We start from the raw sequence: 26,979 nt of genomic DNA, 5'->3' as shown, positions 1-26,979 counted from the left end.
CACACGACGACCGCCGGTGCGGACTCGCTCGTGACGAGTCGACCGTCGACGAAGGAAACGTGTGCGCTCAGTTGTGGGAGTAGACCGCGTCCAACTCCTCGCGCGTCGGCGCGTTGACGACGGTGACCGTGTCGCCGTCCACCGTCACCCGGAAGGCGTCGGCGTACGGCCCCGTGGGAATCACGAACACGTCGCCGCCCTCGCTGGTCGCGTTCTTCGAGCGGAGCAGTTCGCGGTAAGCGTCGGCGAACTCGCGGGCCTCGCTCGGCGAGTCCCACGTCAGTCGCCAGACGTAGCCCGCCCCGCCCGTCTCGGCGTTGGTGTAGGGGACGAGGCGGTCACCGGCCCACCCCGTCGACGCCGGGTGGGAGTAGTTGTAGCGCTCGTGGTCCTCCAGCAAGTCGTTGGTCTGGAACATCGTGTAGACGGCCACCTCGCCCAGCCGGTCGGTCTGCCGGTCACGCTCGATACGCTCCCACGCCGCGGCCGAGCGGTCCTCGACGGTCACCTCCGCGACCGGTTCGTCGGGGTAGCGCTCGGGGTGGATGGTCTGTTCGGTGCTCTCGGGGAACCGCTCGTAGGCGTCGTTCACCGCCTCCCAGCCCCCTCGGTCGTGGATGGTGCGGACGAACCGCGGCCCCTCGACGTACGGCTGGATGATGGCTCCGTAGATGGCGCGGTTGAACGACCCCGGCGACTCGGGGCGCTCGGGGACGGCGAGACAGTCCCACTCAGTGCCACAGCGCTGTTCGTACAGCGTCTCGACGTAGTTGGCGTCGCCCTCGACGAGACCCTCGCGGGCGCGTGAGCCGTCGAACGTCGTCCGTCGTGGGCCGAACCCGAGATGCTGGTCCTGCAGGGCGTGGAGGAGTTCGTGAGCGAGCGTCCGGGAGTCGAGTTGCGGCGTCTCGCTGTCGCTGACGATGACGATGCGGTCGTTCGAGTAGAACCCGATGACCGAACTGCCGTACACCTGCTCGAAGGAGGCGGTGGCGTCGGCGTCCTCGCCGACGCCGAACAGCGCCTCCCAGCGGGCGTTGACGAACGCGCGTTCGGCCGGGGCGGGCGTCGACGAGCCACCGGAGCGGTACTCCTCGCGGCTGATGAGTTCGACCTCGACTGTCCGTTCGAACTCCAGGCCGCGAAGCTCCTCGACGCGAGCCATCGTCCGGCCGAGGACCGCCTCGCGTTCGCTCTCGTTGAGGCCGTCGTCGGTCGTCACCGACAGCGACGCGTCGGCGGTGTAGCCCGCCTCGTAGCCCAGTCGGTCGTTCGGGTCCTCGGGTGCGCCCGGCCCGATGGCCGGGAGCGAACAGCCCGCGAGGACAACGAGCACCGCACAGCAGGCCGGCAGTACGCGCATCGACTACTCGCGCCGCGCGAGGAGGGCGACGGCGAGCAGTGCGACGAGTGCGACGACGACACCGAACCCGGGCCCGGTCTCGGCGGTCGTCCCGTCGTCGCCAGTCGCCGGAACCGAGTCGTTCGACGTGCCGCCGGTCGCGGTGTCGCCCGTCGAACCACCCTCGGTGGCGGTCGTCCCGCCGTTCGTGCCGGCGGTGGTCGTTCCGTTCTGCCCGCTCTGGACCTCCTGAACCTCGACGCTGCCGTCGACGCCCGAGAGGTCCTCGACCGTCGGGGCGTTGACGATGGTCGTCGTGTTCCCCTCGACGGTGACGTGGAACGCGTCGGCGAACTCGCCCTGTTCGACGACGTAGGTGTCCTGACCGACCTGCGTCGCGCCGTGGAAGCCGAGCAGTCGTTCGTAGCCGCTCCGGAACTCCTGGGCCTCCTCGGGGGAGTCCCAGTGCATCTTCCAGACGTAGCCCGTCTCGTTCGTCCCGGCGTCGTCGGCGACGTACGGCAGCAGTTTGTCACCGTCCCAGCCGTTCGACCACGACTGATTGTAGTTGATGGGGTCGAACGAGTCGACCTGGTTCGTCTCGTTGAGGTTGAGGAACTCCTGGGGTGCGAGCAGGCCGCCCTGCCCCTCTGAAGCGTACGTCGGGTAGATGAACATCGAGGCGATACCTCCCTCACCGAACTCGGCGTAGTCCACACCGCCCTCCAGTTCGAGGACGTTCCAGCGGTCGTCCGAGCGGTCCTCGATGGTCACCTCGGTGGGCGCGTCCTCGCCGTACAGTTCGGGGTGGATGGTCTGTTCGGTCGACGCGGGCGGGTTCTCGTAGATGGCGTTGACCGCCTCCCAGCCCTGCTGTTCGTGGATGGTGCGGACGAACGCCGGGCCGTCGCTGTACGGCTGGTAGACGACGAGGTAGAGCCCGAGGTTCAGGCTGCTCTGGCCGGTGGCCTGGTCGCCCGACCCGGACGCGGGACTGTCGGCCAGACAGTCGCCCCAGGCGTTCGGGTCGTCGTCGGGCAGTTCACAGCGCTGCTGGTAGAGGTAGTCCACGTAGTTGCCGTCGCCCTCGACGATGCCGTCGATGGCGTTGTGCTTCTCGCGGGTGGACTGGTTGTACGACCCGATGTCGAACTGCTGGTCCTGGAGGGCGTGGAACAGCTCCTGGGAGAGCGTTATCTCGTCGAGTTGTGGCGACTCGGCGTTCTCCGAGACGACGACGATGCGCTCGGCGGCGGGACTGTAGTAGCCGCCGACGGACGCCCCCTGGTTGGACTGCTGGACGCCGACGGCGTCGGTCGACTCACCGACCATGAACGTCGCCTCGTACTTCACGTTCTGGTGGAGGCGCTGGTCGGCCGAGACGTTGCTCGACCCCTGGCTGAGTTCCTGCTGGAGCTGTTCACGGGTGTATATCTCGACCGGGACCGTCCGTTCGAACTCCAGGCCCCGGACCTCCTCGACGCGGGCCATCGACCGGGCGACCACCTTGTCGAGTTCCTCGTCGTTCAGGCCGTCGCTGGGGTCCACGTCGATGCTCTCGTTGTACCAGTAGCCGTTCTCCCAGCCGAGGACGTCGGTCTCGGGGTCGGCCGGAGCTCCCTCTTGTGCCGATTCGAGCGTCGAGTCGGTCGAAGCGTCCAGTACGGGGACCGACCCGGGGACGGCGGCCGCGACGGGTGCCGACAGCGTCAGCACCGCGAGGACCACCGCGAGTAGTACAGGGCGTCGCATACCACCCGTACACGGGCACTGACAATGAAACCCATGTTGTCGTCGTGACTGTTTTTCCCACGGCGGTCGGACGTCGAGTGTGACGCTCGACCCAATCACGACGGCCGTCGTCGTCGTCGACATGCAGAACGGCTTCTGTCACCCCGACGGCAGTCTCTACGCGCCGGGCAGCGAGGAGGCGCTCGACCCCGTCACCGACCTCGTCGCGCGCGTCCGGGAGGCCGGTGGCCGCGTCGTCTACACCCGCGACGTCCACCCGCCCGAGCAGTTCGAGGACAACCACTACTACGACGAGTTCGAGCGCTGGGGCGAACACGTCGTCGAGGGGACGTGGGACGCCGAACTCCACGACCCACTCGACGTGCGCGAGGCGGACCTCGTCGTCGAGAAACACACCTACGACGCGTTCTACGACACCCAGTTGGAGGGGTGGCTTCGCGCTCGGGGCATCGAGAACCTCCTGCTCTGTGGGACGCTGGCGAACGTCTGCGTCCTCCACACCGCCGGGAGCGCCGGTCTCCGTGACTTCCGACCGATGCTCGTCGAAGACGCCATCGGCGCGCTCGAAGCCGACCACAGGGAGTACGCGCTGGAGCACGCCGACTGGCTGTTCGGCGAGGTGGTCGAGCACGCGGACGTCGACTTCGAGTAGGCCTCAGCCCCGAAACAGGCGGTACGCGCCCTGCCCGACGGCGACCGGTTTCTCGCTACGCCCGGACCGCTCCGCGTCCCGGTCTCCCGGCACCTCGCTCGTCACCGTCACCTGGCTCACGCCGACGGAACCACCAGCACGGATGACCTCGGCGTGGGCGGTCATGTCGCCCGCTGCCCGTCGGAGGTAGTTGACGTTGAGGTTGATGGTCGCCACGCCGCCCTGCATCGGGTCGTCGAGCGACGGGCGCAGTGCGAGGCCGCCGGCGGTGTCGACGAGCGTCGCCGCGATACCGCCGTGCATCGTCGGTGGCGAGGTGGGGTTGGTGAGTTTCTCGTCGAACGGCACCGCGAGCGTGATGGTGTCGTAGGTGAACTCCTCGACGGTGGTCCCGAGCCACGACAGGTAGCCGTGTTCCTGCTCGATGAACTGCTGGAGCATCGCCTGTGCCTCCGGCGGGAGGTGGTCGTCGGTCATATCCCCTGTCGAGTGAGGACGCGCTTGTAGGCAGCGGTCCACCGGGAAGTCGCGCTGTGGCGCTCAGCGCCCCACTGCCCGGCGAAACCGCGGGAGGAACGGCCCCGAAGCGACTCGATAACCGACCGCCGCGGGAACCAGCGCGACCACCCAGAACAGGCCGACGAACAGCAGGTCCGTCACCGAGAGGAGGTGCACGAGCGGGGCGGCCGTCGAGAGCGCGAGGACGAGTTCGTAGACGACCGGAATCGCGGCGACGAGTGCGGCGAGGGCGTACAGTCCCGTCGCCGTCACCGCACGCCGCGACGCTCGACCGTAGAGCACTCCCCCGAACCCGAGGACGCCGAGGACGAACGTCAGCACACGGGGGAGCAGGTCGGCGAGGACCCACGCCGCGAAGACGCTCAGGACGAGCGCGAACGCGACGACCACCCCCGTGGTGACGGCGTCGTGAGACGCCCCGAACGCGGCCCCGAAGCGCTCTCGCAGCGCGTCCGTCGTCGACATCACGACTCACCTCGGCGGACCGCCTCGCGGGGCGGTGCGTCCCGCGCGTTCGGCATGCTCTCCAGTTCGGCGAACGGCGGTTCCGGGGCGTTGCGCCAGTCGCCACGTGGGGCCTCCCCACGGTCGAGCTGTGTGAACTGCTCGAACAGGACCATCGTCACCCACGGGTCGCCGCCGACCAGTCGCGTCCCGCCGTCGAGGCCGCCGGGCCGGGACGACCCGGCGACGTTGTCCTCGAAGACGTTGCCACCGTCCTCGGGTGCACCGATGGCCAGGTCCGCCCGCCCCGACCCGGAGACGTCGTTGTCGACGAAGCGGTTCCCGCGCGGCGGGTAGAGGTTCTCGTCTATCATCGGGACGGCGACGATACCGAAGTTGGCGTGGTCGCGGACGGTGTTGCCCACCACCTCGTTGTTGATGCCGCCGGCGACGTTGATGCCCGTGCCGAACGCGGCGTAGCCGAACGACTCGTCGGGCGCGTCGGCGTTGTTGTTCGACTCGACGAGGTTGTTCTCGATGCGGGCGCTGTCCTGTGGCGGGTCGGCCTCGCTGTCCAGCGAGTTCGGGACGATGCCGCCCATGTTGTTCCGCCAGACGGAGTCCCGGACGGTGAGGTAGCCCCCCGCGTTCGTCCCGGAGTAGCCGATGGCGTTGTGCTCCGAGCGGACGTGCTCGATGACGGCGTGACAGGGTTTGCACTGGCCGATGTAGAACCCCGAGTCGGTGTGACCCGAGGCGTAGCAGTTGTCGTAGCGACCGTGCTGACTGGCGATGTTGTAGATGCCGTAGACCTGGTTGTTGTAGGCGGTGAGGTACGACCCCCGCCACCCCGACACCGACGACCAGAAGAAGCCGTTGCGGACGTAGTGACGCGCCGTGAGGTTCTCGACGACCACGTCGTCGACGGTGACGAGGACGCCGTCCTCGCGTTTGAACTCGCCGTCGAGGACCACGTCGTTTCGGTCGGTGCCCCGAATCGTCAGCCGTGGCGTGTCGGTCACCTCGACGGCTTCGCGGTAGACGCCCGGTTCGACCAGCACGAGGTCCTCCGGGGCCGCCGCCTCGACGGCCGCCTGGACGGTGTCGTACTGGCTCGGCACCTCGTGGACGGTGTAGTCCTCGTAGGCACGTGGCTCGCCACGCGGTGGCTGGCCAGCAGGGTACTGCCCGCCCGACTGCTCGGCCTGCGAGGCGGCGTCCCCGACGAACTGTCCGCCGAGGACGCCCGCCACACCGACGGCACCGGCCGCCCCCATCGCCCGCAGCAGGTCACGACGCCGCGGCGTCACGACCCACCACCCATGTTGGTTGATAACATGACACTATCGTTGGAGCAGCCGGGCTTAAACGCTCCGCCGGGGGCCGCTCCCGGTCGCGTGGTGGTGTCAGCCGTCGCCGTCGGCCCCGCCGACGACGTCGACGCCGCCTTTCATCCCGAGTGTCCGGTGGGGGTCACAGAAGTACGGGAACACACCCACCTCCTCGAAGGTGTAGGACCACGTCTCGCCTTCGGCCTGGAGGAGCGGGCTGGAGAACGCGTCGTCGCGTTCGACGACGTTGTGCCCGCCGCCCCGCCCGGTCCACTCCCAGACGACGGTCGTACCGGGGTCGACCTCGATGGCGGCGGGCGCGAACGCGAGGCCGTCCTCCGCGCCGACGGCGACGCTGGTCTCGGACTGGCCGGTCCGGTCGACCGCTCCGTCGTGGTTGTCCACGTCGTCGAACCAGTCGCCGTAGCCCTCGCCGCCGCTGCCGCCACTACCGTCGTTCAGACAGCCGGTACCGACCGCCAGCGACCCCGCGGCGACCGCGAGGAACGCTCGTCTGGTCGGTCGTCGCCGTGCGGGTCGGACGGTGCTGGAGGACGCTGGAGGCTGCACAATCCATATCATCCGACAGTTCCCTCTTAACTGTATGCGCCGTCGGACGTTCCTCGCTACGGCGACCGGTCTCGCGGTCGGAAGCGGCTGTCTCGGCCCCGGTGCGAGCGAGAGCGACACGCTCCCGCCGCGCGTCGAGGCCCCGCCGAGCGGCGTCTACCGGCCGCCGGCCCGGTTCGAGATGGTACTCGTCGGCGTCGCCGACGCGGGACCGTTCCGCGTCGGCCTGCTCTACAGCCACCCCGTCCGGTTCTGGGAGGTCGTCGGCGAGGAGACGTACCTGCGCGACGCCGACCCCGAGGACTCGGTCCACCTGCTGGCGCTCGCGTGGGACCGCGAGACGGGCGTCGTCTGCCCCGAAATCGGTCTGACCGTCGAGGTCGAACGCGACGGCGAACTGGTCGCCGAGGAGGCCGTCTACGCGATGGCCTCGCAGTCGATGGGCTTTCACTACGGCGACAACGTCGCACTCCCGGCCGACGACGCGTACGACGTCACCGTCGCGGTCGGCGGCCTCCGACTCCGCCGGACCGGAGCCTTCGAGGGACGGTTCGGCGACCCGGCCAGCCACACGTTCACCGTCGAGTACACACGGGCGGCACGCGACGCGCTCGGCGTGGTACGGACCGAACGGGCCGGCGAACACGGTGCGCTCTCGCTCCCCGAGAGTCCGTCGGTGCCGGCTGCCGTCGCTCCCGACCCGAAGCCCTCGTGGACCGTCCTCGACGAGACGACCACCGCGGACGCCCGACTGACCGGCTACCTCCTGACCGGCGACGACGCCGCGCGGTTCGACGCCGACCGGTACCTCGCCGTCGTCGCGGCGACGCCGTACAACCGTCTCGTCCTCCCGTCGATGGGGCTCCGGGCGACCGTCGAGCGTGGCGGAGCGGCGGTGTTCGACAGCATCCTCACGCGGACGCTGGACCCGGACCTCGGCTACCACTACGGGACGGCGGTGCCGACGCTCGACGGCGGCGACGAACTCGTCGTCGAGACGCTGACGCCGCCACAGGTCGCCCGCCACGAGGGGTACGAGACGGCGTTCCTGTCGATGCCCGAGGCCCGACTGCGGGTGTGAACCAGCCACACGGCTACAGCTGTCGACGCGTCGCGGGACCGAACCGATAGGCGTAGCCGTGAGCCTCGTGCGTTCGACGGTGGTCCTCTCCGATGCGGACGACGCGACGGGCCCCCCGACCCAATCATCACGCTCGTCGCGTGGCCGCGACCAGTTCGGCGACCGAGAGCCGTCACTCCGACGTGTCTCACCCGACGGCCTCGGTGGCCTGCCACTCACCTCGCCAGCCACAGGTTCACCGGACCGGCGTGCGAACCGACGAACCGCATGAGCGACGGCGACGACGGCGGTCCCGAGTACGACGTGGACTTCCGCACACACCCCGAGCAGTACGACGTGGGCCGCGGCGAGGAGGGCGTGTTCAAGGTCGAACCGTACAAGTCCGAACTCCTCCCGCTGTGGGGGTACGCCGACCGCGAGACCGCCGACGAGGCCGGCGAGGCCATCTACGAACGGTTCCGCGAGTACCGCGAGCGCGAGGAGTTCGTCGGGATGGACATGGCGCGGAAGTACCTCCAGATGGGCTACACCAGAGCGATGCGCTACGCGCGGTATCCGGGCGGGCGGAAGTACGTAGCGGGGGAAGAACGCGACCCCGAACACTGGGCCGACCACGACAAGCGCGAGGCGGCGCTCGTCTACGAGGTGTGGTGGGGGATGGTCGAAGACGACGAACGGTACCAGCAGGCGAGAACCGCCCACCGCGAGCGGGCCGAGTAGCGTTCAGCCCAGAACGGTCGGGTCGTCGGTGGGTTCGAGCGTCACCCGAACCACGTCGCCGACGGCGAGGGTGTGGCCCGGACAGACGACCTTCGCGCCGAAGCCGTCGTCGCGGGCGAGGAACAGCGACAGGCCCGTGACGCGGTCGTCGTCGACGAACACCGCGAGACCGTTCCAGGCGACGGTCCCGTCCTCGGCGACGCCCACCTCGCGGCCGAGGAGCGTCACGGGGCCGTCGGCCGCGCCGTGAACCCCGCCGCCGTCGTAGTGGACGAGGCCACCGTCGAGGACCCCACCCGTCTCCGAGGCGATGCCGGCGAACCGGCCAGGCTCGGGGTGAACAGGTGAGTCGAGGACGACGGAGGTCCCACCGGCCTCGCGGACCGTGCCCGTCCCGTCCCAGTCGAGTGCCAGCGGGTCGCAGTCGAGGGCGATGGGCATCGACCCCGAGGCCCGGTACGGGTTCGCGTCGGGGGCGCGAAAGCCGAGGTGGATGTGGTTGTCGACCCACGGTGCGAAGAAGCCCGCGCGGACCAGCGTCCCGAGCGAGTCGCCCACCGCGACGTGGTCGCCCGCCTCGACTGCGGGGTCGACGTGGAGCAGTCGGGCGACGGTCCCCGGTGGCGCGTCGATAGGGGAGTCGTCGGCCAGTTCGACGAGGAGCAGGTGGTCCTGCTCGGCGGCGTAGGGTTTGGGAGGGGCGCGCACCGAGCGGGTGTCGAGCACCTCACCCGCGACGGGCGAGGGCGCGGCGACCGCCCGCCGGGGACCGGTTTCGGGGTAGAGGTCGACGGCGCATCCGGCGTCGTGGGCGACGTACGGCGAGTTGTACTGGGACAGTCGAGGGTAGCGTTCGAGCACCGACTCGGGCAGCGTCACCGCCATTGGGCGGGCTACGGGAGCGGGCGGGTTAGCCACGTCGAAAGTGGAAAGCGGTCGAGCGGCCACGCGGTGAGCGGACCGCTTTAGCCGACACGCACCCGACCGACACCCATGCGCGTGGTACGCGGACGAGCGACGGACGCCGAGACCGACCGAGCGGTGACGCGGACGCTCGTCGAGGACGTCCGTGACGACGGTGAGGGTGCGGTCCGCGTCTGGACCCCTCATCGACAGGTGGCGTTCGGGCGGCGCGATACCCACGCCGACGGGTACGAGGCCGCACGAGCGGCCGCCGAGGAACGGGGCTTCCCGCCCCTGGAACGCCGCGTCGGCGGCCGGGCGGTGGCGTACACCGGCGAGACGGTGGCGTTCGCTCGCGTGACACCGGTCGGCGACATGCGTGTCGGCATCGACGAGCGCTACGAGGCCGCCGAACGCGACCTGCTGGCGGCGCTCGACGGGCTCGGGGTCGACGCCCGACCCGGCGAACCGCCAGACTCGTTCTGTCCCGGCAGTCACTCCATCCAGGCCGACGGGAAGGTCGTTGGGCTCGCACAGCGCGTCCAGCGCGGCGTGGCGCTCACTGCCGGCATCTGCGTCGTCGCCGAGCGCACCGACGTCGCCGACGTGCTCGACGCGGTGTACACGGCGCTCGACCACCCGTTCGACCCGGCGAGCGTCGGGAGTGTGGCGAGCGCCGGCGGACCGGACGACGCGACGGCGGTCGTCCGATCCATCGAAGACGCGCTGGTCGGCGGCCGGGAACGCGACGTCGAGCGACTCGACGGCTGAGCGGGTCGGCGCGTCCGGGCGGTCGATTACGGTAACCGACGGAAGGGACAGCGTTACGACCGATGCCGCCGGAGGGGCGGTATGCTCATCAGGGACGCCCAACTCGCGGACGGGCGGGTCAGAGACGTTCGGGTGCGCGACGGTCGCATCGTCACGGTCGGACGGAACCTCCAGGAGAACGACGACCGGGTGCTCGACGCGCACGGCAATCTCCTCTTGCCGGGCGCTATCGACGTCCACGTCCACTTCCGGGAGCCGGGAGACTCACACAAGGAGACGTGGACCACCGGGTCGCGCAGTGCGGCCGCGGGCGGCGTCACCACCGTGGTCGACCAGCCGAACACCGACCCGCCGACGACGACGGGCGAGGCGTTCGACGAGAAGGCCGCTCTCGCCCGCGACTCGCTCGTCGACTACGGCATCAACGGCGGCGTCACGCCCGACTGGGACCCCGACTCGCTGTTCGAACGCCCGCTGTTCGCGCTCGGTGAGGTGTTCCTCGCGGACTCGACGGGCGACATGGGTATCGACGTCGACCTGTTCCGCGAGGCGCTCGAACGCGCTCGTGACGCCGACGTTCCCGTCACGGTCCACGCCGAGGACGCCGACCTGTTCTCGGAGGCCGCCCGAGAGCGCAGCGACGTTCCCGAGAGCGACCCTCTCGGGAGCACGCGGGACGGCGGCCGTCCCGCGGATGCCGACGCGTGGAGCGCGTTCCGGACCGCCGAGGCCGAGATCGCCGCCGTCGAACGCGCCTGTGACGTCGCCGTGGACGCCGGGACGACCATCCACGTCGCCCACACGTCCACGCCGGAGGCGGTTGACCTCGCCCACGAGGCGGGCATGACCTGCGAGGTGACCCCCCACCACCTCTACCTCTCGCGGGACGACTACGAGGAGCTCGGGACGTTCGGGCGGATGAACCCGCCGCTCAGGAGCGACGGCCGGCGTGCGGACCTGTTCGCACGCCTCGACGACGGCACCGTCGACGTCGTCGCCACGGACCACGCGCCGCACACCCGCGCCGAGAAGGACGCGAGCATCTGGGACGCCCCGAGCGGCGTCCCCGGCGTCGAGACGATGCTGCCGCTGTTGCTCGACTCCGCGCGTCGGGGCGACCTGCACTACGAACGTATCCGCGACGTGACCGCGCGCAACCCGGCGCGTCTGTTCGGTCTCCCCGAGAAGGGTCGCATCGCCGAGGGCTACGACGCCGACCTCGTGCTCGTCGACCCCGACGCGCCCCGCGAGATTCGCGGTGCGGCCCTCCACACGAACTGCGAGTGGACCCCGTTCGAGGGTCGACAGGGGGTGTTCCCGCTGTGGACGATGGTTCGGGGTGAACTGGTCTACGAACGCACCGGCGAGGACGAGCGCTTCGGCGACGCGGTCGGTGAGAACGTCCGGGAGTAGCGAGCGTCGGGGCCCCTCAGAGTCCGGCGACGACACTGCCGAGCACCGCGACGGCGAGCATCGCGCCGAGGCCGGCACCGGCGACACGGGCCATCGCCCGTCGTGAGTCGGCCTCCGTCCAGTCCGTGTTCGTATCGAGGAAGCGCTGGGCCGACTCGACGCTCCCACCGAGCAGTACCGACCCCGACCAGCTCAGCGTCCCGAAGCCGAAGACGAGCGCGCCGAGCGCGAACGCCGTCGTGCTGGCAGCCCGCTCGCTCTCGCCGGTGGCGAGCAACCCGAGGAGGAGGACCGCCCCGAGCGCCGCCCCGACGAGGGCGCTCCGGGCGAGCAGGCCGAGGCCATCACGGAGATATCGGCGGAGCGCGGCCGTCGAGCCGAGCGGGTCGCTCACGTCAGTCGACGGTCTCGCGCATCCGTGGATCGAGTGCGTCGCGCATCCCGTCACCCAGCAGGTTGAACCCGAGCACCGTCACCGCGAGGAACAGGCCGGGGAAAAAGGAGAGCCACCACTGGCCGGTGAGCAGGCCGTTGTTGACCCCTTCCGAGAGCATGATGCCCCACGAGGGCGTGCCGGGGGCCGCACCGAACCCGAGGAACGACAGCGCCGCGAGGTCGATGATGGCCAGTCCGAAGTTGAGCGTCGACTGGACGGTGATGGGTGCCAGCGAGTTCGGCAGGACGTGTTTCACGAGGACGCGCGGGTCGCTCGCACCGAGTGCGACCGTCGCGTCGACGTACTCGTCTTCGAGCACCTTCAGCGCCGCCCCACGGACGACGCGGGCGAACCGCGGCGTGTAGACGAGCACGAGCGCGATGACGGCGTTGCCGAGACTCGCCCCGAAGATGGCGACGAGTGCCAGGGCCAACAGGAGCGACGGGAACGCGAGCAGCACGTCCATCGTCCGCATGATGACGTTGTCCGTCACGTCGCCGTAGTACGCCGCGAGCGTGCCCAGACCGACACCCAGCACCGTCGAGAGGCCGACGGTGACCGTCCCCCACTTCAGGGCCAGCCACGCGCCGTAGAGCGTCCGTTCGTAGATGTCACGAGCCTGTGCGTCCGTCCCGAAGATGTCCGTGAGGAGCCCCTGGCCGGCGAGCCAGCCGGGCGGGGCCTTGTTCTGGGCGTTTCCGAGCTGCGAACTCGTGAGGTCGCTGAGCGGTGCGCCGAAGGGGCCCGCGACGAACAGGCGGGCGTAGAGCGCGACGACCACCATGGCGAAGATGATGCCCAGGCCGGCCACCGCGAGACGGTTCGAGAGCAGGTTCGAGAGGAACGGCGACGCTCGGAGTCTGTCGAACAGGCCGCGCGAACTCGCCGCCGTCCGTGTGCGTGTGTCTGCTGCCATTACTGTTGGATACGTGGGTCGAGGTAGCTGTAGGTGATGTCGACGCCGAGGTTCACGAGCGTGAACAGCAGCGCGAACGTGAGGACGGTGCCCTGCACGAGCGGGTAGTCCGTCGCCCCGATGGCGGCGACGAGCATCGTCCCGATACCGCCGATACCGAAGATGGTCTCGGTGAGGACGGCTCCGCCGAGGAGCGTCCCGAACTGGATGCCGATGACCGTGATGACCGGGATGAGTGCGTTGCGAAGCCCGTGTTTCAGGACCGTAATCTTCGCGCCCTGACCCTTCGCGCGGGCGGTGCGCATGTAGTCCTGCCTGACGACCTCCAGCATCGACGAGCGCATCATCCGCGAGAGCAGCGCCATCGAGTAGATGCCGATGACGACGGCCGGCAGGAACAGGTGCTGGACCGCCGAGACGAACGCCTCCCAGTTGCCGAGCAGGAGCGTGTCGACGGTGACCATCCCCGTCAGCGGCAGTTCGGTGCCGAGCAGCGTCCAGGTGTCGGGGAGGAAGAAGGCGGTGCCGATGCGGCCGCTCGTCGGTAGCCACCCGAGGGAGGTGGCGAACAGCAGGATGAGCAACGGTCCGCTCCAGAAGATGGGGACCGAGATGCCCGCCAGCGCCCCGACGCGCGTCAGGTGGTCGGTGATGGAGTCCTGCTTGACCGCCGAGAGGATGCCCAGCGGGATGCCGAAGAGGATACCCAGCACCTGGCCGTAGAGCGCGAGTTCGATGGTGACCGGCAGGCGCTCGACGAGCACCTCCCGAACCGGCGTCCCACGGGCGATCTGGTAGGAGTTCCCGAAGTCGAAGACGACGGCGTCACCGAGAAACCGGACGTACTGTATCCAGATGGGGTCGTTCAGACCGAGTTCGGTACGGACCTGCTGGACCTGCGCCGTCGACGCCCGCTGGCCGACGATGACCTTCGCCGGGTCACCGGGTGCCAGGTGGAGGATGGCGAACACGAGGCTCGCCACGCCGAACAGCACCGGCACCAACAGGAGGAGTCGCTTGACGACGAACCGCTTTGAAACCATTTGTGTGAGAGTGAGGTGAGGGGAACTGCGCGCGACGGAGCTACTGGTTCAGCTGGACGGTGTTGAGGTACGGACCGCCGACGGAACTCACGGTGTAGGAGTCCTGTGCGACCGCCTGGTTGACCCCACGGAGCGTCTTCGCGTAGTCGATGAACACCCACGGTGCCTGGTCGTGTGCGATCTGGGCGGCGTCCTGATACAGCGACCGGCGCTGGCCCTCGTCGTAGGTCGCCTGCCCCTGCTCGACGAGGTCCATGTACTCGCTGTTGGCCCACGCCGAGACGTTGAGGGTGTTGTAGCCCTCGGTGTCGAAGCCGACCCAGTCCTGGTCCTCGGGGATGGCCGAGCGGTCGACCTGCGGGTGGAGCAGGGCGTAGAAGAAGTTGTCCGGGTCGGCGTTGTCGGTGTACCAGCCCAGGAAACAGGCGTCGTGCTTGCCCTGGTCGGTGTAGTCGAGATACGAGGAGAACGTCGAGAACTGGTTGATGGAGACCTCCAGGCCGACGTCGGCGAGGTCGGATTTGACCTGCTGGGCCGTGTTGACCGGCGACGGGTTGTAGCCACGCGGGTTCGAGAACGTCGCCAGTTCGAAGGAGAAGTCGGTCTGGCCGGCCTCTTCGAGCAGGCTCTGGGCCTGTTCTTTGTCCTGTGGGTACGGGTCGAGCTCCTCGTTGTACCCGAGGACGTTGGGCGGAATCGGCTGGTCGGCCTGCGAGGCGAAGCCCTCGTAGATCTGTTCGACGATGGCCTGCGTGTTGATGGCGTAGCTGATGGCCTGACGCACCTTCGCGTCGCGGAACGCCTCGAACCGAGCCATGTTGAACGCCATGTAGCCGACGTTGATGCCGTCCTTCTCCGCGAGCGTCGCGCTGTCGGCGTTCTGAATCTGCTGGGACGCCTGTGCGCCGATGCCGTCGATGATGTGCGAGTCGCCGTTGACGACCGACTGGGCCCGCGTGGAGTTCTCCGGGATGGTGTTGAAGATGACCTGGTCGACCGACGCGGTCTCACCCCAGTACTCCTCGTTGCGGACGAGCTGGACGCGCTGATTGGAGTTGTCCATCTGCTCGAAGGTGAACGGGCCGGTCCCGACCGGTTCCTGACCGAGTTCGACCTGACTCGCCGGGTCCGCACCGAGGCTCTCGATCTGTGCCCGCGAGAGCACGGAAGCGGCGAACATCGCCAGGTTGCGCAGGAACGGCGCGTACTCCTGGGTGAGTTCGAGTTCGAGGTTGTAGTCGTCCTGGACGTTGACGGAGTCGATCCACGACCCGAGCGTGAACGGGCCGTACCCCGAGGCGTTCTCGGTGCCGAGGTAGTACTCGTAGTCCTCGTCGACGAACCGGCGGTAGGTCGCCTCGAAGTCCGCCGCGGTGAACTCCTCGCCGTTGTGGAACGTCGCGCCCTCGCGGAGCGTCAGCGTGGCCGTCGTCCCTTCGAGACTGTACTCCGTCGCCAGCCCCGCTTCGAGTTCGCCGCCACCACCGGGGACGAACTGGATGAGCTGGTTGAAGATCTGGTTGGTGACCTTCGCCACCTCGCCGCTGGTCGTCTGCTGTGGGTCGTAGTTCGTCGGGTGGTCGCCACGCGAGTAGACGAGCGTGCCGCCGGACTGGCCGCCGCCACCGCCACCACCGCCGCCGCCGTCGGTCGAGCCGTTGCCGTCACCGGAGCCGTTCGAGTCGTCACCCTCGCCGCCACCGTCACCGCCGAGACAGCCGGCTATCGAGGCCACCGCAGCGGTACTCCCCGCCGCTTTGAGAAACGTTCTCCTAGAGGTGTCAGTATCAGCCATATCCACACTCGACACAGGACGAGGGATAACTCTACCGGACTTAGAAAGCGGAAATTAAGTCACCGTCTCACGGTTTCTCTGCGCTCGAATCGGGCGACCCGCTCAGGCCGAGTCGTCGCCGTCGGGTTGCTCGTAGAGGTGACACGCCGCGGGGTGGGGCGCGTCCTGGAGCGTCGGCCGGTCGCGCTCACAGACCGTCTCGAAGCGGTCGCGGAGCGTCGTCGCGGCGGCCTCCCGGTCGCCGTCGAGCAGTTCACCGACCGCCCGCTCGACGGTCGTCCGGTTCTGCCCCGAGAGGTCGGCGTCGAACAGGTCGTCGACGACCGAGGTCGGACTCACGTCGAACGACTCGCGCTCGACGCTCCGGGCCCCGGTGCCGCCGTCGGTCGCCGCCGTCGGTCGGTCGGGGTCGCGGAGCGCGTCGACGTCGATACGGTCCTCCTCGACGCGCTGGCGGAAGTCCATCACCTCGCGGAACGCCGCCTGCTCGATGTCGACGTCGGCCGGCGGGATGACCGACGGACAGCGCGTCCGGAACCGACACCCCGAGGGTGGGTCGACGGGACTCGGCACGTCGCCTTCGAGGATGACCCGGTCGGTGTCGGCGGTCGGGTCCGGCTGTGGTATCGCCGAGAGCAACGCCCGCGTGTAGGGGTGTTTCGGGTCCGCGAACAGTTCGTCCGTCGCCGCCACCTCCACCACCTCCCCGAGGTACATGACGGCGATGCGGTCACAGATGTGCCGGACGACCGAGAGGTCGTGGGCGATGAACAGGTAGGTCAGCCCGAACTCCTCTTGCAGCTCCTCCATGAGGTTGAGGATCTGGGCCTGGACGCTCACGTCGAGCGCCGAGACGGGTTCGTCACAGACGATGAAGTCGGGGTCGACGGCGAGCGCGCGGGCGATGCCGACGCGCTGGCGCTGGCCCCCCGACAGCTCGTGGGGGTAGCGGTCGGCCTGGCTCGGGTCGAGACCGACCGCCTCCATCAGCTCCGTGACGCGCTGTCGGCGCTGTTCCTTCCGGGAGACGCCCTGACCGGGCGCTTCCTCGGGGAGGTCGTGGATCTTCAACGGTTCGGCGATGGTCCCACCGACGGTCTGGCGCGGGTCGAGACTCGACAGCGGGTCCTGGAAGATCATCTGCATGTCCCGGCGTTTCTTCCGGAGGGCGCTCGTCGAGAGGCCGCCGAGGTCGTCGCCCGCGAAGACGACCGTCCCGTCGGTCGGGTCGAGCAGTCGGAGGATGGACCGGCCGGTCGTCGACTTCCCGCAGCCGGACTCGCCGACCAGCCCCAGCGTCTCGCGTTCGTGGACGGTCAGGTCGACGCCGTCGACGGCCTTCACCGTCCCCAGGTCACCGCCGAGCAGGTCGTCGAGCATGCCGTCGGCCCGCGAGAAGTGCTTCTTCAGCCCCTTGGTCTCCAGGATGGGGTCACCGATCTCGCTGGCGGAGCGGGCGGGGACGCCCGCGTCGTCGCCGTACTCGCGCTCGTCGAACTCGTCGAGGATGCACTTCGAGCGGTGGTCCACGTCGTCGGGACCGTGTTGCAGGTACGGTATCTCCCCCTCGGTACACTCCGGTTGCGCCCACGGACAGCGCGGCGCGAAGTGACACCCCTCGGGCATGTCGATGAGGTCGGGGACGTTCCCCTCGATGGGCGTCAGGCGGTCGGCGTCCTCCCGTGGGATGGATTCGAGGAGCGTGTAGGTGTAGGGATGGGAGGGGTTGTGGAATATCTCCTCGACCGGCCCCTCCTCGACGATCTCGCCGGCGTACATGACGGCGACGCGGTCACAGGTCTCGGCGACCACGCCGAGGTCGTGGGTGATCATCAGGACGGACATCCCGAGGTCGGCCTGCAACTCGTTGATGAGGTCGAGGATCTGGGCCTGGATGGTGACGTCGAGCGCCGTCGTCGGTTCGTCCGCGATGAGCAACTGCGGGCGACAGGCGAGGGCGATGGCGATGAGCACGCGCTGGCGCATCCCGCCGGAGAACTCGTGGGGGTGTTCGTCGACCCGCTGGGCGGGTTCGGGGATGCCGACCTCCGCGAGCAGGTCGACGGTCTCCTCGCGGACCTCTTCGCTCATCCCGCCACGGGAGAACGTCTCCCGGACGGCGTTGAGCCACGAGTCCTTCTTGCGACCGCCGTAGCGGTGGAGGCGCAGCGACTCCGAGACCTGCTCGCCGACCGTCAGCGCCGGGTTGAGCGAGGTCATCGGGTCCTGGAAGATCATCCCCATGTCGCCGCCCCGAACCTCGCGCATGACGCGCTCGGGGGCGGCCGTGAGGTCGACGTGCCCCTCGGTGATTTCGATAGCGCCCTCGGACTCCGCCGTGGCGACGAGACTCGGGTCCTCGCGGGCGGCCCGTGCCACCTCCTCGGAGTCGGTCGACGACCCGTCGACGCGCCCGGCCTCGACGTTGAGGTAGCCGTCGTGGTCGGGGGTGGCGATGCCCTTCGGATACCGGCGTGCGAGGCGACTGACGGTCTCGCTCGCCCGGAACTCGACGGTGCCGTCGGCGATTCGGCCGGGCGAGTCGACGAGGTCCATCGCCGACAGCGCGGTGACGGACTTGCCGGACCCGGACTCGCCGACGAGGCCGACCGTCTCGCCTTCGCGGACGGTGAGGTCGACGCCGTCGACGGCCTTCACCGTCCCGCGGTCGGTGTCGAACTGGGTGCGGAGATCGGAGAGAGAGAGTAACTCGTCTGCGGTCACGTTCGGCGTTGGTCGAACCGAAGTAAAGTCGTTTTGGGACCCAGCCGTACGGGCCGAGATAGCACATGAGAAACGGGTTTACGTCGGGAGACGCCACGCCGAGTATGGACCAACCGCCCGAAGGGGACCGCGAACGGCCCATCGACCGCGCCGCCGGCCACTGGGAGGCGGTCGTCGACGACATGGCCGCCACCGCCGACCGACTGCGCGAGGCGGGCGCGGACGTCGTCGAACTCCACCCCGGCGACATCGTCCCGCGCGCCGACATCGGCGGGTTCGACGTACTCGTCCCCGACGCGGAGTTCGAGCGCCTGCGGGAGACGGTCGCCGACACCGCGTTGACCGCGACCGACGTGTTCCGCGCCGAGGAGTCGGGCGTGACGTTCGCCGTCGCCGTCCTCGCCGCATCGGACGGGTCCGCGGCCGTCTGTTGCCCGCTGTACTACGACCGCGCCGACGAGACGGTGCAGAGCCTCCAGCGAGCAGCACGCGACGGCGACCCGCTCAGGACGTTCGTTCGACCACTGGCCAACGAGGAGGCCGTCGTCCTCCAGTTCGACGACGCCGACGTGTTCTTCGAGGCGGACGCGACGGACGAGACGGGAGAGAGCGGCGAGCAAACGGGGTCGGACGGCACGGACGCCCCCGAAGCCGACGGCGACGAGTAGTCGAGGCGACGACGCGGCGAGTCGTGACGCTACTCCTCGCCGTCGGCCTCCTCCTCGCGCAACTCCGCGCTGGCCGCTCGCACCTCGCGCATCACGCTGGAGATGCGCTCTTCGGCCTCCAGTTCCTCCTCGACGCTCAGGTCGACGCCCTCGACTTCGAGCAGGAACTTCGCCACCTCCGTCGCCTCGTACATCACGTCGTCCAGCTCCTCGGCGGTGAAGAAGTCACACATCGCGCCGTAGAGGAACGTCGCGCCGGCCATCCGGATCTTGTCCTCGAACGCCGAGCGTGCCTGGTTGACCGCCTGTGGCGTGTAGGTGTCCTCCATGAACGGGACGAGTTCGGGGAGGTTCTCGCCGATCTTCGTCATCTCGACGCCCGTCTCGGTGCGGAAGTCCGAACAGAGTCGGGCGATGGCCCACTCGCGGGCGGTGATGTACGTTCGGTCGCGCAGGAACGTGTTCGCGCGGTCGTAGGTCGCGCCGTCGATCTTCTTGAACCGGGCGTACTTCTGGACGTCTTCTGGAATCTCGCGGTCCTCCTCGACGCTCTCGGGGTCGGGGACGCCCGGTTCGCCCGTCTCGGCGGCGGTCTCCTGTCCGTTCGTGGCGGTCGTCTCGTGACCGTTCGTGGCCGCGTCGGCGTGCCCGTCGGTCGAACCGTCGGTCGATGATTCCCCGGTGTGTGGCCCGTCTGCGACCTCGTTCGACTCGGCTGCCTGCTCGTCGTCGGACCCGGTGGCGGGGCCGGGCGACTCCTCGTTCATGACACGCTCTGGTCGCCAGGAGTGTAAGAGCGTGTCGCCGTCCGGACGGTGGAACCGAAGGTGGAGGTTGCGCTTCGGGCGACCCCACGCTCGCCGGGAGGCTTTTGCCACCTGCGAGCGACGACTCCGCCATGCGAACACTGGTGGGTATCGGTGGCAGCGACGACTCGCTGCGGGCGTTGACGGTCGCACTCGACCGGGCGGCGGCGGCCGGGGACGACGTGACCGTCGCCGTCGTCGAGAACCCCGACTCCGAACTGTCGGTCGAGGCGGTCGAACGGCGGGTCCACGAGGACCTCGACGGACGGGGCGTCGAGGCCGAGGTCCGTGTGCTGCGAGGGCATCCGGGGAGTCGCCTCGTCGAGGTCGCCGACAGCGAGGGGTTCGACCGTATCGTCCTCGGCGGCGGCGAGACGAGTCCCCTCGGGAAGATAACCATCGGGAGCATCGCGGAGTTCGTCCTGTTGAACGCAAACACCACCGTCACGCTCGTCCGATGAGTCCGGACCGTATCTACCCCGACGACGTCGCCGACGAGTTCGAGCGCCCGCCCATCTCGTTCGCCGACCGCGAAGACCGGCCGGTGACCGTCCGTGACCACGAGGCGACCGACGAGGGCTTCGAGTCGCTCGTCGAGATGTACGTCGCGTTCGACCCCGAGGACCGCGCACAGGGCATCCCACCGACCGGCGAACAGCAGGTCCGCGACTGGCTGGAGCACATCCTCACCGGCGACTGTGTCAACGTCGTCGCGGTGCTCGACGACGGCCGCCGTATCGGCCACGCCACGCTCGTTCCCGACGTTCCCGCATCGCAACGCGATTCGGGAGCCAGCGAGAACGCGTCGCGTTCCGGTGACGGCGAGGTGGCGTACGAACTCGCCATCTTCGTCCTCGCGGCCTACCAGGGGGCGGGCATCGGGACGTCGCTCATCCGGGGGTTGCTCGGCGCGGGACAGGAGCAGGGTGTCGAACAGGTCTGGCTCACCGTCGAACGCTGGAACCACCCGGCGGTGGCGCTGTACAAGAAGGTCGGGTTCGAGACGTCGAAGACCGAGAGCTTCGAGTTGGAGATGTCGTTGCGCCTGAACTGACGCGGCCGCTCAGAGCGACAACACGGGCTGTTCTGCGTACTGGAGGACGTAGCTGGCGGCCTTCCCGAGCAGGTCCGAGGGCCGTTGGCGGGGGATGACGATGAAGTCCGCACCGACGTCGTCGCTGGCGTCGAGGATGACGCTGCCGGGGTGGTGTGCGAGCATCGAGGTGTCGAACCCGTACGCCGAGGAGTGGCCGACGTGGACGTCGCCGGCGGCCATCTGGGTGGCGACCATCATCTCCTCGGTGTGGCTCTCCTCGTCGTGGTCCAGCAAGTAGAGCGCGTGGATACCGCCACCGTAGCGTTCGGCGATGGCGACGGCCACCTCGACGGCGTGCGACGAGCGTGAACTCCCATCGACCGGGACGAACACCGTCTCGATGTCCATACCGACTCCACCGCGAGCGAGTAGCAAAAACGCTCGGTATTCGTGGCAGGCGGCCGATACGATTAACAGGACGGGTGGCGAACCCCCGGACCGGATGTCCTCGCAGACGCCCCCCTCCGTAGACGACGTGTTCGCCCTCCTCACCGACCCCGACCGTCGTGCGGTGCTGTCGGTGCTCCGGGAACACGGCTCCGTCGAGGAACGGACGCTAGCCCGGCGGGCCGCGGCCCACCAGCACGACAGCACGCCGGACTCGGTCAACGACGAGCGAGTTCGGGCGACGCGCCTGACGTTCTGGCACGTCCACCTCCCGAGGCTGGACGAGACATCGCTCGTCGACCACGACCGGTCGGCCGGGCAGGTCGAACCCGGCCCCGCGTTCGGGCGCGTCGTCCCCGTGCTGGAGGCCGCCGCCGAGTACGCCGGACAGCACGCCGAGAACGACTGACCAGCGGCCCGCCTCGACGGCGGCCGACCATCGGTTATTAGCCGCCGGACCGCGCAGGGTCGGGTATGTTCGAGACGGTCGTCATCGCAACGGACGGCAGTCCCAGTGCGGAGCGGGCCGTCGCCGCCGCCGTCGAACTCGCCGAGCGGTTCGACGCCGACGTCCACGTCCTCTCGGTCGTCGAGGCGGACGACGACGAGAGCGACGAGCAGCGCGTTCGGACGACGCTCGCGCGGTTCGCGGGCGAGGTCGGCCGACCCGTGACGACGGCCGTCCGCCGCGGCGACCCCGCGGCCACCATCCTCCAGTACGCCGACCGGGTCGACGCCGACCTCGTCGCTACCGGGACGCGAGGCCGGGACAGTCCCTACTCCTACCACCTCGGCAGTGTCGCCGAACGCGTCGCCCACGACTGTCCCGCACCGGTGTTGACCGTCCGACAGTTGGAAGCCGACGCGACCTGACGGCAGGGTCGGCGCGGCCGGACGGAACGCCTCGTCGAGGCTGTCGCACGTCGTCCGGGAAACCACGCCGAGACCAGTAAACCACGTCTTTCATCCCGCTGGCCGCGCTCTGGAGGGCATGGACGAAACCCTCATCGACAGCGATACCCTCCCCCTCTCCCGGAAGTCAGTCCTTCCGGGGGCCGGCTTCTTCACGCCCGACCGCGAGGGGCCGAGCGAGGGCCGCATCGAACGCCTCGAACGCGCCGAGACGGTCGTCGTCGCCGACGGCGACGCGGACGGTCTCGGCTGTGTCGCCCTGATTCGGGAGGCCCGCGAGGACCCTCGCCTGCCCGTGAGCGTCGACGACGACGAGATAGAGTACGAGGGGACCGTCCCGGTCGTCCCGGCCTCGCCGCACAACCTCTCCGACGCACTCGAACAGGTCGTCGAGTACACCCCCGCCGGCGTCGAGGTGTTCGTCTGTGACCTCTGTCCGGACCGCGAGAGCGACGTCGCGCCGCTCGCGGCGCTTCGGGAACACGCCGCCTCGGTGACGTGGTTCGACCACCACCAGTGGGACGAGGCCCTCGCAGCACTCGTCCGCGACGCGGGCGTCGACCTCACCGTCGGCGAGTCCGACGAGGAGTGTACGACGGACGTCGCCCTGCGCGAACTGGCTCACACCTTCGACGACCAGTACCGGGACCTCGCGGCCGTCACGCGCGACCACGACCTCTGGCTGCGCGAGGACCCGCGTTCGGACGACCTGGCTGACTTCGCGTACTGGGCGTACTACGAACTCTACGTCGAGACGGTCCGCGAACACGGTGCGGACCTCCCCGAATCCGTCGAACGCTACCTCGAAGAGCGACGCATCGAGAAGCAGGCGCTCATCGACCAGGCCGTCGAGCGTGCCGAGATGCACACCATCGACGGCGTCGTCGTCGCCGCCACCTACGGCCGCTGTTCGCAGAACGAGGTGTGCGAGACGCTCCGCGAGCGTGGCGCGGACGCTGCGGTGGTCGTCAAACCGTCCGGGAGCGCCTCCATCCGCGGAAGCGACGGCTTCGAGCGAGCACACGAGGTCGCCAAGCAGGTCAACGGCGGCGGCCACCCGAAGGCTGCCGGCTGTAAGCCGGACATCTACGACGACATGCTCGACTACGCCCACCACTGGACGACCCGCGGTGCGGTCGCCAAACAGGTCATCCTCGACGGGTTCCGGAACCTGCCCCCCGAGCAGGACGACTCGGGCGAACGCGGCGAGTGAGCGTCGTCGGAGACCGAACGGTGACCGCCCGAGCCGTGGGTGAGCGATGGTCGACTCCCGGCGAGGCGCGTCGAGGCCGGGAGACACGTCGCTGTCGGCTGTTCTCGTCCGCTGTAGCGTTCGTCGTGTAGCACGCTACCGACCGGGTCGGCGAGCGAGTCGCTCGAAGAACGGTGTCACTCGGGTGTCGAATGCGGAACAGAACACAGGCCCGGACGGGATGAAAAGGGCCCGTCGAGGCCTGGCGTTCTGAGATTGGTCCCCGCTGACGCTCCGGCCCTCCAGACGAAGCGTCAACCTCTGCTTGTATCTCACACCTAATAAGCCCTCACCTTCCGAGCGGCGATTCGTCCCCGGTACCACTCAGGTTTCGTCGGTGAGTCGGGTTTCGACCGTCGTTCGTGTCGGTAGGCCGCCACGTGCGCCGGCGGCGGTGCAGTTCGCGGCGGCCACCGCGGCCGCGAACCGTCCCGCGTCGCGCGCCGACCGGTCGTCGAGCACCCACGCGTCGAGCAGGCCCGCCGAGAACGCGTCACCCGCACCGGTCGTATCCACCACATCGACGGGGAACGCCGGGACTTCGGTCCGCTCCTCGCCGTCGAACAACAGCGCACCGTCCGCGCCGCGGGTGAGTGCCGCCCGCTCGACGCCGCGTGCTCGGAGTTCGGCGGCCGCCTCGCGCCCGGTACAGTCGAGATACGAGGCGACGGGGACCGTACTGGCGACGAAACAGTCGACGACGGGACAGAGCGCGTCGATGGTCGCCTCGGTGGTCCCCCGACCCGCCAGTTCCGCGAGCGGCCCCGCGAGGTCGAACACCAGCGGTGGGAACTCGTCGTCGCGGGCGGCCTCGGCCAGTCGCGCGACGGCCGCGTCGGGGGCGTAGGCGCTCGTGAAGACGGCGTCCGCGCTCCGGCAGTAGTCGAGAACCGCGTCGTCGAGGCGGAGCGCGGGGACGCTCTCGCCGCCGGCCACTATCATCCGCTGGCCGTCGTCGTCCCGCAGAATCATCGTGTAGCTCGACCGCTCCTCGCCGCGTTCGACGTGGGTCGTCTCGACGCTCTCGGTGGCGAGACCCGCGAGGACCCGGTCGCCGTCCGGGTCGTCGCCGACCCGGCTGACGACGCCCGTCTCGTGGCCCAGGCGGGTGAGCGCGACGGCGACGTTCGCGGCGACGCCACCGGGGGCGAGACGCTCGTCGCGGGCGAACGCGCCGCCGTCCGGTTCGGGGAGGTTGGTCACCGGGTAGATGCGGTCGAGCAACGCGCTTCCGACGGTGACGACGGTCGGCACGAACTACCTCCGGGCCTCGTCGCGCCCGACGGTCGCCGGCCGGCGGTTCGAGGCGGTCACTCCGCTCCCGTCTCGCTTCTCTCTCGTCTCACGGCTCGGCCCCGTCACCGTTCGACTGCCCGAGGCGGTCACTCCGTTCCCGCCTCGCTGTCCACGACCCAGCGGTCGGAGTACGCCATCCCGCAGGTGCAACTGACGTAGGCGTGGACGATGTCGCCCTCGGAGTAGACGCCACCGACCTCCTCGTTTTGCTCTTCGGCGAACGAGAAGAGGAACTCCGCGTCGTGGGCCTCCTCGGGCGCGGACTCCGCGCGGGGACAGGCTCCGCCCGTCAGGTCGCGGTCGACGGCTCCGGAGTTGCTCATCGCCGTGCCCGCGAACTCCATCGGGTCGATACCGGTCGCCCGTTTGCAGGCGTCACGACCCTGCTCGCCCGGCATGACGAGGACGACGCCGTCCTCGACGACCTCGCCGTACTCGCCCAGTCCGTCGGTGTCGGTCTCGCCGTCGGCGATGTACAGCAGGATGTCGTCGGTCCGCTCGCCGGCCAGATACTCCCGTCGTGCGTCGTTCATGCCCAAACCGTTCGGTGCGGGAGGGAAAAACGACGCGGGTCTGGTGAGGGAGTGAGCGTCGGCGAACGACCGAGCCAGACCCAGCGAATCCCCGATTCGCGTGGTTTCACGAGCGACTATCGGGAGCGAGTGAGCGTCGGCGAACGACCGAGCCAGACCCGGACGAGCGGCTACTCGTCGAGGTCGTTGGCGATGTTCGAGAGGGAGTCGTTCGGGGAGTCCGTCGGCGTGTAGACGGCACGCTCGCCGGGTGCGCGGACGCCGTAGAGCTCGTCGTCGACCGCGTCGAGGTGGACCGACCGTCCGAAGTCCAGTCCCGTCCGCTCGGCCCAGGCGACGAGGTGGTTCTCACCCTCGCGTTCGCGGGCCATCCGGGCGTTGTCGTACGCGCCGCGAATCTCGACGGTGCCGTCGACGGCCTCCTCGATAGTCGCGTGGCGTGTCGACCCGTCGAGGACGAGGCGGACCGGCCGCTCGCGGGCGGGCACCTCGTCGGGGAGAACGAGCTTCGGGCGACTGGTCCGACCGGCGCGTTCGAGTGTCGCGCGGTGGGTCACGACCGAGGCGTGGTCGTGCTGAATGCGGTCGGCCACGGTGTTACTCGTCGTCGCTCTCGCCGTCGCTCTCGTCGGCTTCGAGACCGAGCAGTTCGGCGACCGACTCGCTGCCACGCTCGGAGAGCTTCGCGTTGATCTGGCGGGTCTCCTCGCTGATCTCGCTGCCACGGACGGTGACGCGCTTGCGCTCGCCGTCACGTGTCGGCTCGTAGCCGACACCACCGGTCAGCAGCACGCGCTTGACACCTGCGCCCGCGACGTCCGAGCGCATCGGGCGCCCGGAGTTGTCGGACCCGCCCGTCAGTTCCAGGGTGTACCCGTCGAGGCCGACGGCGCTCCCGTCGACGTCCTCGCCAAGGTCGAGGCCCATGAATCGGTTCGCGTCCTGTCCGTCCACGTCGAACTGGTGGGTCGTGCCGTCCTCGGGGTCGGCGACGACGACTTGAAACTCGGCCATACGGTGGCAAAACCGACGCGTAGTCAAAAGGGTACTGAAACTCCCGTCACCCTGCAGAAGGGAGACGAACGACGACAGCGTACAGTACGCGTGAACAGCCCGCACAGCATCCCGTACGACGACGCCCCCTACGCCGCCGCCGGTGACTTCGAGGCGCTGAGTCCGTGCCCCAGCGTCACACAGTGTAGCCGTCACGACGAGCGGTCGCTACACACGTAGCCCGCAACGGCGTCGGTCGGCGGCCACTCCGGTCTGTCGATGAACACGGACCGCCCGACGTACGACGGAGCCGCATACGCCGTCGACCAGGCCCGCCGCCACGCCGACGAGGCGGGGTGGGAGACCGTGGGTGACCACGCCGTCGACGCGCTCGAACAGGTCGGCGACGCCCCCTACCCCCACCTCGTCGACCGCCTCCACCGGCAGGCGACGGACGTCGTCCTCTCGTGTAAGCGCGACGCCGTCGACGCCGATCGCGTCGTCTCCCGTCTCGACGGGATGCAGGAGACCCTCGGAAAGATGCACGCGCTCGCACTCGACGGGGCGACGATGTTCCCCGACGAGTTCGACGGGGTGACCGACAGCTAAGTCCTCGCGGCACCT

At 69.2% G+C, this 26,979-nt stretch carries 31 protein-coding genes; 13 read left to right on the top strand and 18 right to left on the bottom strand.

The genetic code is table 11. The features are described 5' to 3' along the window. Positions 1-67: 67 nt before the first annotated feature. Complete coding sequence (locus GQS65_RS10825; protein ID WP_158204593.1) at positions 68-1,363, bottom strand: Hvo_1808 family surface protein; 1,296 nt, start codon at positions 1,361-1,363, stop codon at positions 68-70. Between the two features lie 3 nt (positions 1,364-1,366). Next, positions 1,367-3,094 (bottom strand): Hvo_1808 family surface protein, encoded by a 1,728-nt coding sequence (locus GQS65_RS10820; protein WP_158204592.1) that lies wholly within the window; start codon positions 3,092-3,094, stop codon positions 1,367-1,369. Positions 3,095-3,173: 79 nt separating this feature from the next. On the opposite strand from GQS65_RS10820, the gene GQS65_RS10815 reads away from it, so the two are divergent. Continuing rightward, positions 3,174-3,746 carry an isochorismatase family protein gene (locus tag GQS65_RS10815; RefSeq protein WP_368280059.1) on the top strand — a complete coding sequence of 191 codons (573 nt, stop codon included), beginning with the start codon at positions 3,174-3,176 and terminating at the stop codon, positions 3,744-3,746. A gap of 3 nt (positions 3,747-3,749) precedes the next feature. On the opposite strand, the gene GQS65_RS10810 is transcribed toward GQS65_RS10815, so the two are convergent. From GQS65_RS10810 to GQS65_RS10795, 4 genes are all read right to left on the bottom strand, one after another. Next, positions 3,750-4,223 carry a PaaI family thioesterase gene (locus tag GQS65_RS10810; RefSeq protein ID WP_158204591.1) on the bottom strand — a complete coding sequence of 158 codons (474 nt, stop codon included), beginning with the start codon at positions 4,221-4,223 and terminating at the stop codon, positions 3,750-3,752. 63 nt (positions 4,224-4,286) lie between these two features. After that, on the bottom strand, positions 4,287-4,730 hold the full coding sequence (locus GQS65_RS10805; RefSeq protein ID WP_158204590.1) for a hypothetical protein: 444 nt from the start codon (positions 4,728-4,730) through the stop codon (positions 4,287-4,289). Next, entirely contained in the window at positions 4,730-6,019 is a 1,290-nt protein-coding gene (locus GQS65_RS10800) for a right-handed parallel beta-helix repeat-containing protein (RefSeq protein WP_368280057.1), read from the bottom strand. The genes GQS65_RS10805 and GQS65_RS10800 overlap by 1 nt, the downstream gene beginning before the upstream one ends. Positions 6,020-6,115: 96 nt before the next feature. Further along, positions 6,116-6,610 carry a halocyanin domain-containing protein gene (locus GQS65_RS10795; RefSeq protein WP_368280055.1) on the bottom strand — a complete coding sequence of 165 codons (495 nt, stop codon included), beginning with the start codon at positions 6,608-6,610 and terminating at the stop codon, positions 6,116-6,118. Positions 6,611-6,644: 34 nt separating this feature from the next. On the opposite strand from GQS65_RS10795, the gene GQS65_RS10790 reads away from it, so the two are divergent. Further along, positions 6,645-7,691 (top strand): DUF7350 domain-containing protein, encoded by a 1,047-nt coding sequence (locus tag GQS65_RS10790; RefSeq protein WP_158204588.1) that lies wholly within the window; start codon positions 6,645-6,647, stop codon positions 7,689-7,691. Between the two features lie 267 nt (positions 7,692-7,958). Continuing rightward, positions 7,959-8,411 carry a DUF4385 family protein gene (locus GQS65_RS10785; protein WP_158204587.1) on the top strand — a complete coding sequence of 151 codons (453 nt, stop codon included), beginning with the start codon at positions 7,959-7,961 and terminating at the stop codon, positions 8,409-8,411. 3 nt (positions 8,412-8,414) lie between these two features. Here GQS65_RS10785 and GQS65_RS10780 read toward each other — a convergent pair whose 3' ends face one another. Beyond that, positions 8,415-9,296 (bottom strand): hypothetical protein, encoded by an 882-nt coding sequence (locus GQS65_RS10780; protein ID WP_158204586.1) that lies wholly within the window; start codon positions 9,294-9,296, stop codon positions 8,415-8,417. A 108-nt stretch (positions 9,297-9,404) separates the two neighbouring features. On the opposite strand from GQS65_RS10780, the gene GQS65_RS10775 reads away from it, so the two are divergent. Beyond that, positions 9,405-10,085 carry a lipoyl protein ligase domain-containing protein gene (locus GQS65_RS10775; RefSeq protein WP_158204585.1) on the top strand — a complete coding sequence of 227 codons (681 nt, stop codon included), beginning with the start codon at positions 9,405-9,407 and terminating at the stop codon, positions 10,083-10,085. Positions 10,086-10,166: 81 nt separating this feature from the next. Beyond that, positions 10,167-11,498 (top strand): dihydroorotase, encoded by a 1,332-nt coding sequence (locus tag GQS65_RS10770; protein WP_158204584.1) that lies wholly within the window; start codon positions 10,167-10,169, stop codon positions 11,496-11,498. Positions 11,499-11,514: 16 nt separating this feature from the next. Here the strand turns inward: GQS65_RS10770 and GQS65_RS10765 are convergent, their stop codons facing one another. The 5 genes from GQS65_RS10765 to GQS65_RS22025 form a co-directional block, all read right to left on the bottom strand. Continuing rightward, complete coding sequence (locus GQS65_RS10765; protein ID WP_368280054.1) at positions 11,515-11,892, bottom strand: DUF7268 family protein; 378 nt, start codon at positions 11,890-11,892, stop codon at positions 11,515-11,517. A gap of 1 nt (position 11,893) precedes the next feature. Further along, the gene (locus GQS65_RS10760) at positions 11,894-12,850 is read right to left on the bottom strand and encodes an ABC transporter permease (protein WP_158204583.1); all 957 of its coding nucleotides are present in this window, start codon (positions 12,848-12,850) and stop codon (positions 11,894-11,896) included. Then, the gene (locus GQS65_RS10755; RefSeq protein ID WP_158204582.1) at positions 12,850-13,893 is read right to left on the bottom strand and encodes an ABC transporter permease; all 1,044 of its coding nucleotides are present in this window, start codon (positions 13,891-13,893) and stop codon (positions 12,850-12,852) included. Before GQS65_RS10755 ends, GQS65_RS10760 begins: the two co-directional genes overlap by 1 nt. A 40-nt stretch (positions 13,894-13,933) precedes the next feature. Next, entirely contained in the window at positions 13,934-15,688 is a 1,755-nt protein-coding gene (locus tag GQS65_RS10750) for an ABC transporter substrate-binding protein (RefSeq protein ID WP_158204581.1), read from the bottom strand. Positions 15,689-15,790: 102 nt separating this feature from the next. Further along, the gene (locus GQS65_RS22025) at positions 15,791-18,412 is read right to left on the bottom strand and encodes a dipeptide ABC transporter ATP-binding protein (RefSeq protein WP_368280053.1); all 2,622 of its coding nucleotides are present in this window, start codon (positions 18,410-18,412) and stop codon (positions 15,791-15,793) included. Between the two features lie 104 nt (positions 18,413-18,516). Here GQS65_RS22025 and GQS65_RS10740 point away from each other — a divergent pair, with 104 nt between their 5' ends. Beyond that, entirely contained in the window at positions 18,517-19,080 is a 564-nt protein-coding gene (locus GQS65_RS10740; protein WP_158204580.1) for a DUF7529 family protein, read from the top strand. A 29-nt stretch (positions 19,081-19,109) separates the two neighbouring features. Here GQS65_RS10740 and GQS65_RS10735 read toward each other — a convergent pair whose 3' ends face one another. Further along, entirely contained in the window at positions 19,110-19,847 is a 738-nt protein-coding gene (locus GQS65_RS10735; protein ID WP_158204579.1) for a DUF5806 family protein, read from the bottom strand. A 131-nt stretch (positions 19,848-19,978) separates the two neighbouring features. Between GQS65_RS10735 and GQS65_RS10730 the strand changes: the two genes are divergently transcribed. After that, entirely contained in the window at positions 19,979-20,347 is a 369-nt protein-coding gene (locus GQS65_RS10730) for a universal stress protein (RefSeq protein WP_158204578.1), read from the top strand. Then, on the top strand, positions 20,344-20,940 hold the full coding sequence (locus tag GQS65_RS10725; RefSeq protein WP_158204577.1) for a GNAT family N-acetyltransferase: 597 nt from the start codon (positions 20,344-20,346) through the stop codon (positions 20,938-20,940). Before GQS65_RS10730 ends, GQS65_RS10725 begins: the two co-directional genes overlap by 4 nt. Positions 20,941-20,949: 9 nt before the next feature. On the opposite strand, the gene GQS65_RS10720 is transcribed toward GQS65_RS10725, so the two are convergent. Further along, positions 20,950-21,330 carry a universal stress protein gene (locus GQS65_RS10720; protein ID WP_158204576.1) on the bottom strand — a complete coding sequence of 127 codons (381 nt, stop codon included), beginning with the start codon at positions 21,328-21,330 and terminating at the stop codon, positions 20,950-20,952. Between the two features lie 94 nt (positions 21,331-21,424). On the opposite strand from GQS65_RS10720, the gene GQS65_RS10715 reads away from it, so the two are divergent. From GQS65_RS10715 to GQS65_RS10705, 3 genes are all read left to right on the top strand, one after another. After that, entirely contained in the window at positions 21,425-21,778 is a 354-nt protein-coding gene (locus GQS65_RS10715) for a DUF7344 domain-containing protein (protein ID WP_158204575.1), read from the top strand. A 65-nt stretch (positions 21,779-21,843) separates the two neighbouring features. Further along, complete coding sequence (locus GQS65_RS10710; protein ID WP_158204574.1) at positions 21,844-22,242, top strand: universal stress protein; 399 nt, start codon at positions 21,844-21,846, stop codon at positions 22,240-22,242. A 118-nt stretch (positions 22,243-22,360) separates the two neighbouring features. Beyond that, positions 22,361-23,494, top strand: a complete 1,134-nt coding sequence (locus tag GQS65_RS10705) for a DHH family phosphoesterase (RefSeq protein WP_158204573.1) — start codon at positions 22,361-22,363, stop codon at positions 23,492-23,494. Positions 23,495-23,857: 363 nt separating this feature from the next. On the opposite strand, the gene GQS65_RS10700 is transcribed toward GQS65_RS10705, so the two are convergent. From GQS65_RS10700 to GQS65_RS10685, 4 genes are all read right to left on the bottom strand, one after another. Continuing rightward, a complete protein-coding gene (locus GQS65_RS10700) occupies positions 23,858-24,787 on the bottom strand; it encodes a PfkB family carbohydrate kinase (protein WP_368280052.1) in 930 nt (309 codons plus the stop codon). Between the two features lie 128 nt (positions 24,788-24,915). Next, positions 24,916-25,362: a DUF5807 family protein gene (locus tag GQS65_RS10695; RefSeq protein ID WP_158204572.1), complete on the bottom strand. Its 447-nt coding sequence runs from the start codon at positions 25,360-25,362 to the stop codon at positions 24,916-24,918. Positions 25,363-25,532: 170 nt separating this feature from the next. Next, positions 25,533-25,955, bottom strand: coding sequence for a DUF7112 family protein (locus GQS65_RS10690; protein WP_233265074.1), 423 nt, complete (start codon positions 25,953-25,955; stop codon positions 25,533-25,535). Positions 25,956-25,959: 4 nt separating this feature from the next. Continuing rightward, a complete protein-coding gene (locus tag GQS65_RS10685; protein WP_158204571.1) occupies positions 25,960-26,376 on the bottom strand; it encodes a 30S ribosomal protein S6e in 417 nt (138 codons plus the stop codon). Positions 26,377-26,466: 90 nt separating this feature from the next. Between GQS65_RS10685 and GQS65_RS21915 the strand changes: the two genes are divergently transcribed. Then, a complete protein-coding gene (locus GQS65_RS21915; protein ID WP_267902901.1) occupies positions 26,467-26,595 on the top strand; it encodes a hypothetical protein in 129 nt (42 codons plus the stop codon). Between the two features lie 39 nt (positions 26,596-26,634). Continuing rightward, complete coding sequence (locus GQS65_RS10680) at positions 26,635-26,964, top strand: hypothetical protein (protein ID WP_158204570.1); 330 nt, start codon at positions 26,635-26,637, stop codon at positions 26,962-26,964. Positions 26,965-26,979: the final 15 nt, after the last annotated feature.

This window comes from Halomarina oriensis, from assembly GCF_009791395.1.
Classification (GTDB): domain Archaea; phylum Halobacteriota; class Halobacteria; order Halobacteriales; family Haloarculaceae; genus Halomarina; species Halomarina oriensis.
This window is presented reverse-complemented; position numbering and strand designations above follow the sequence as displayed.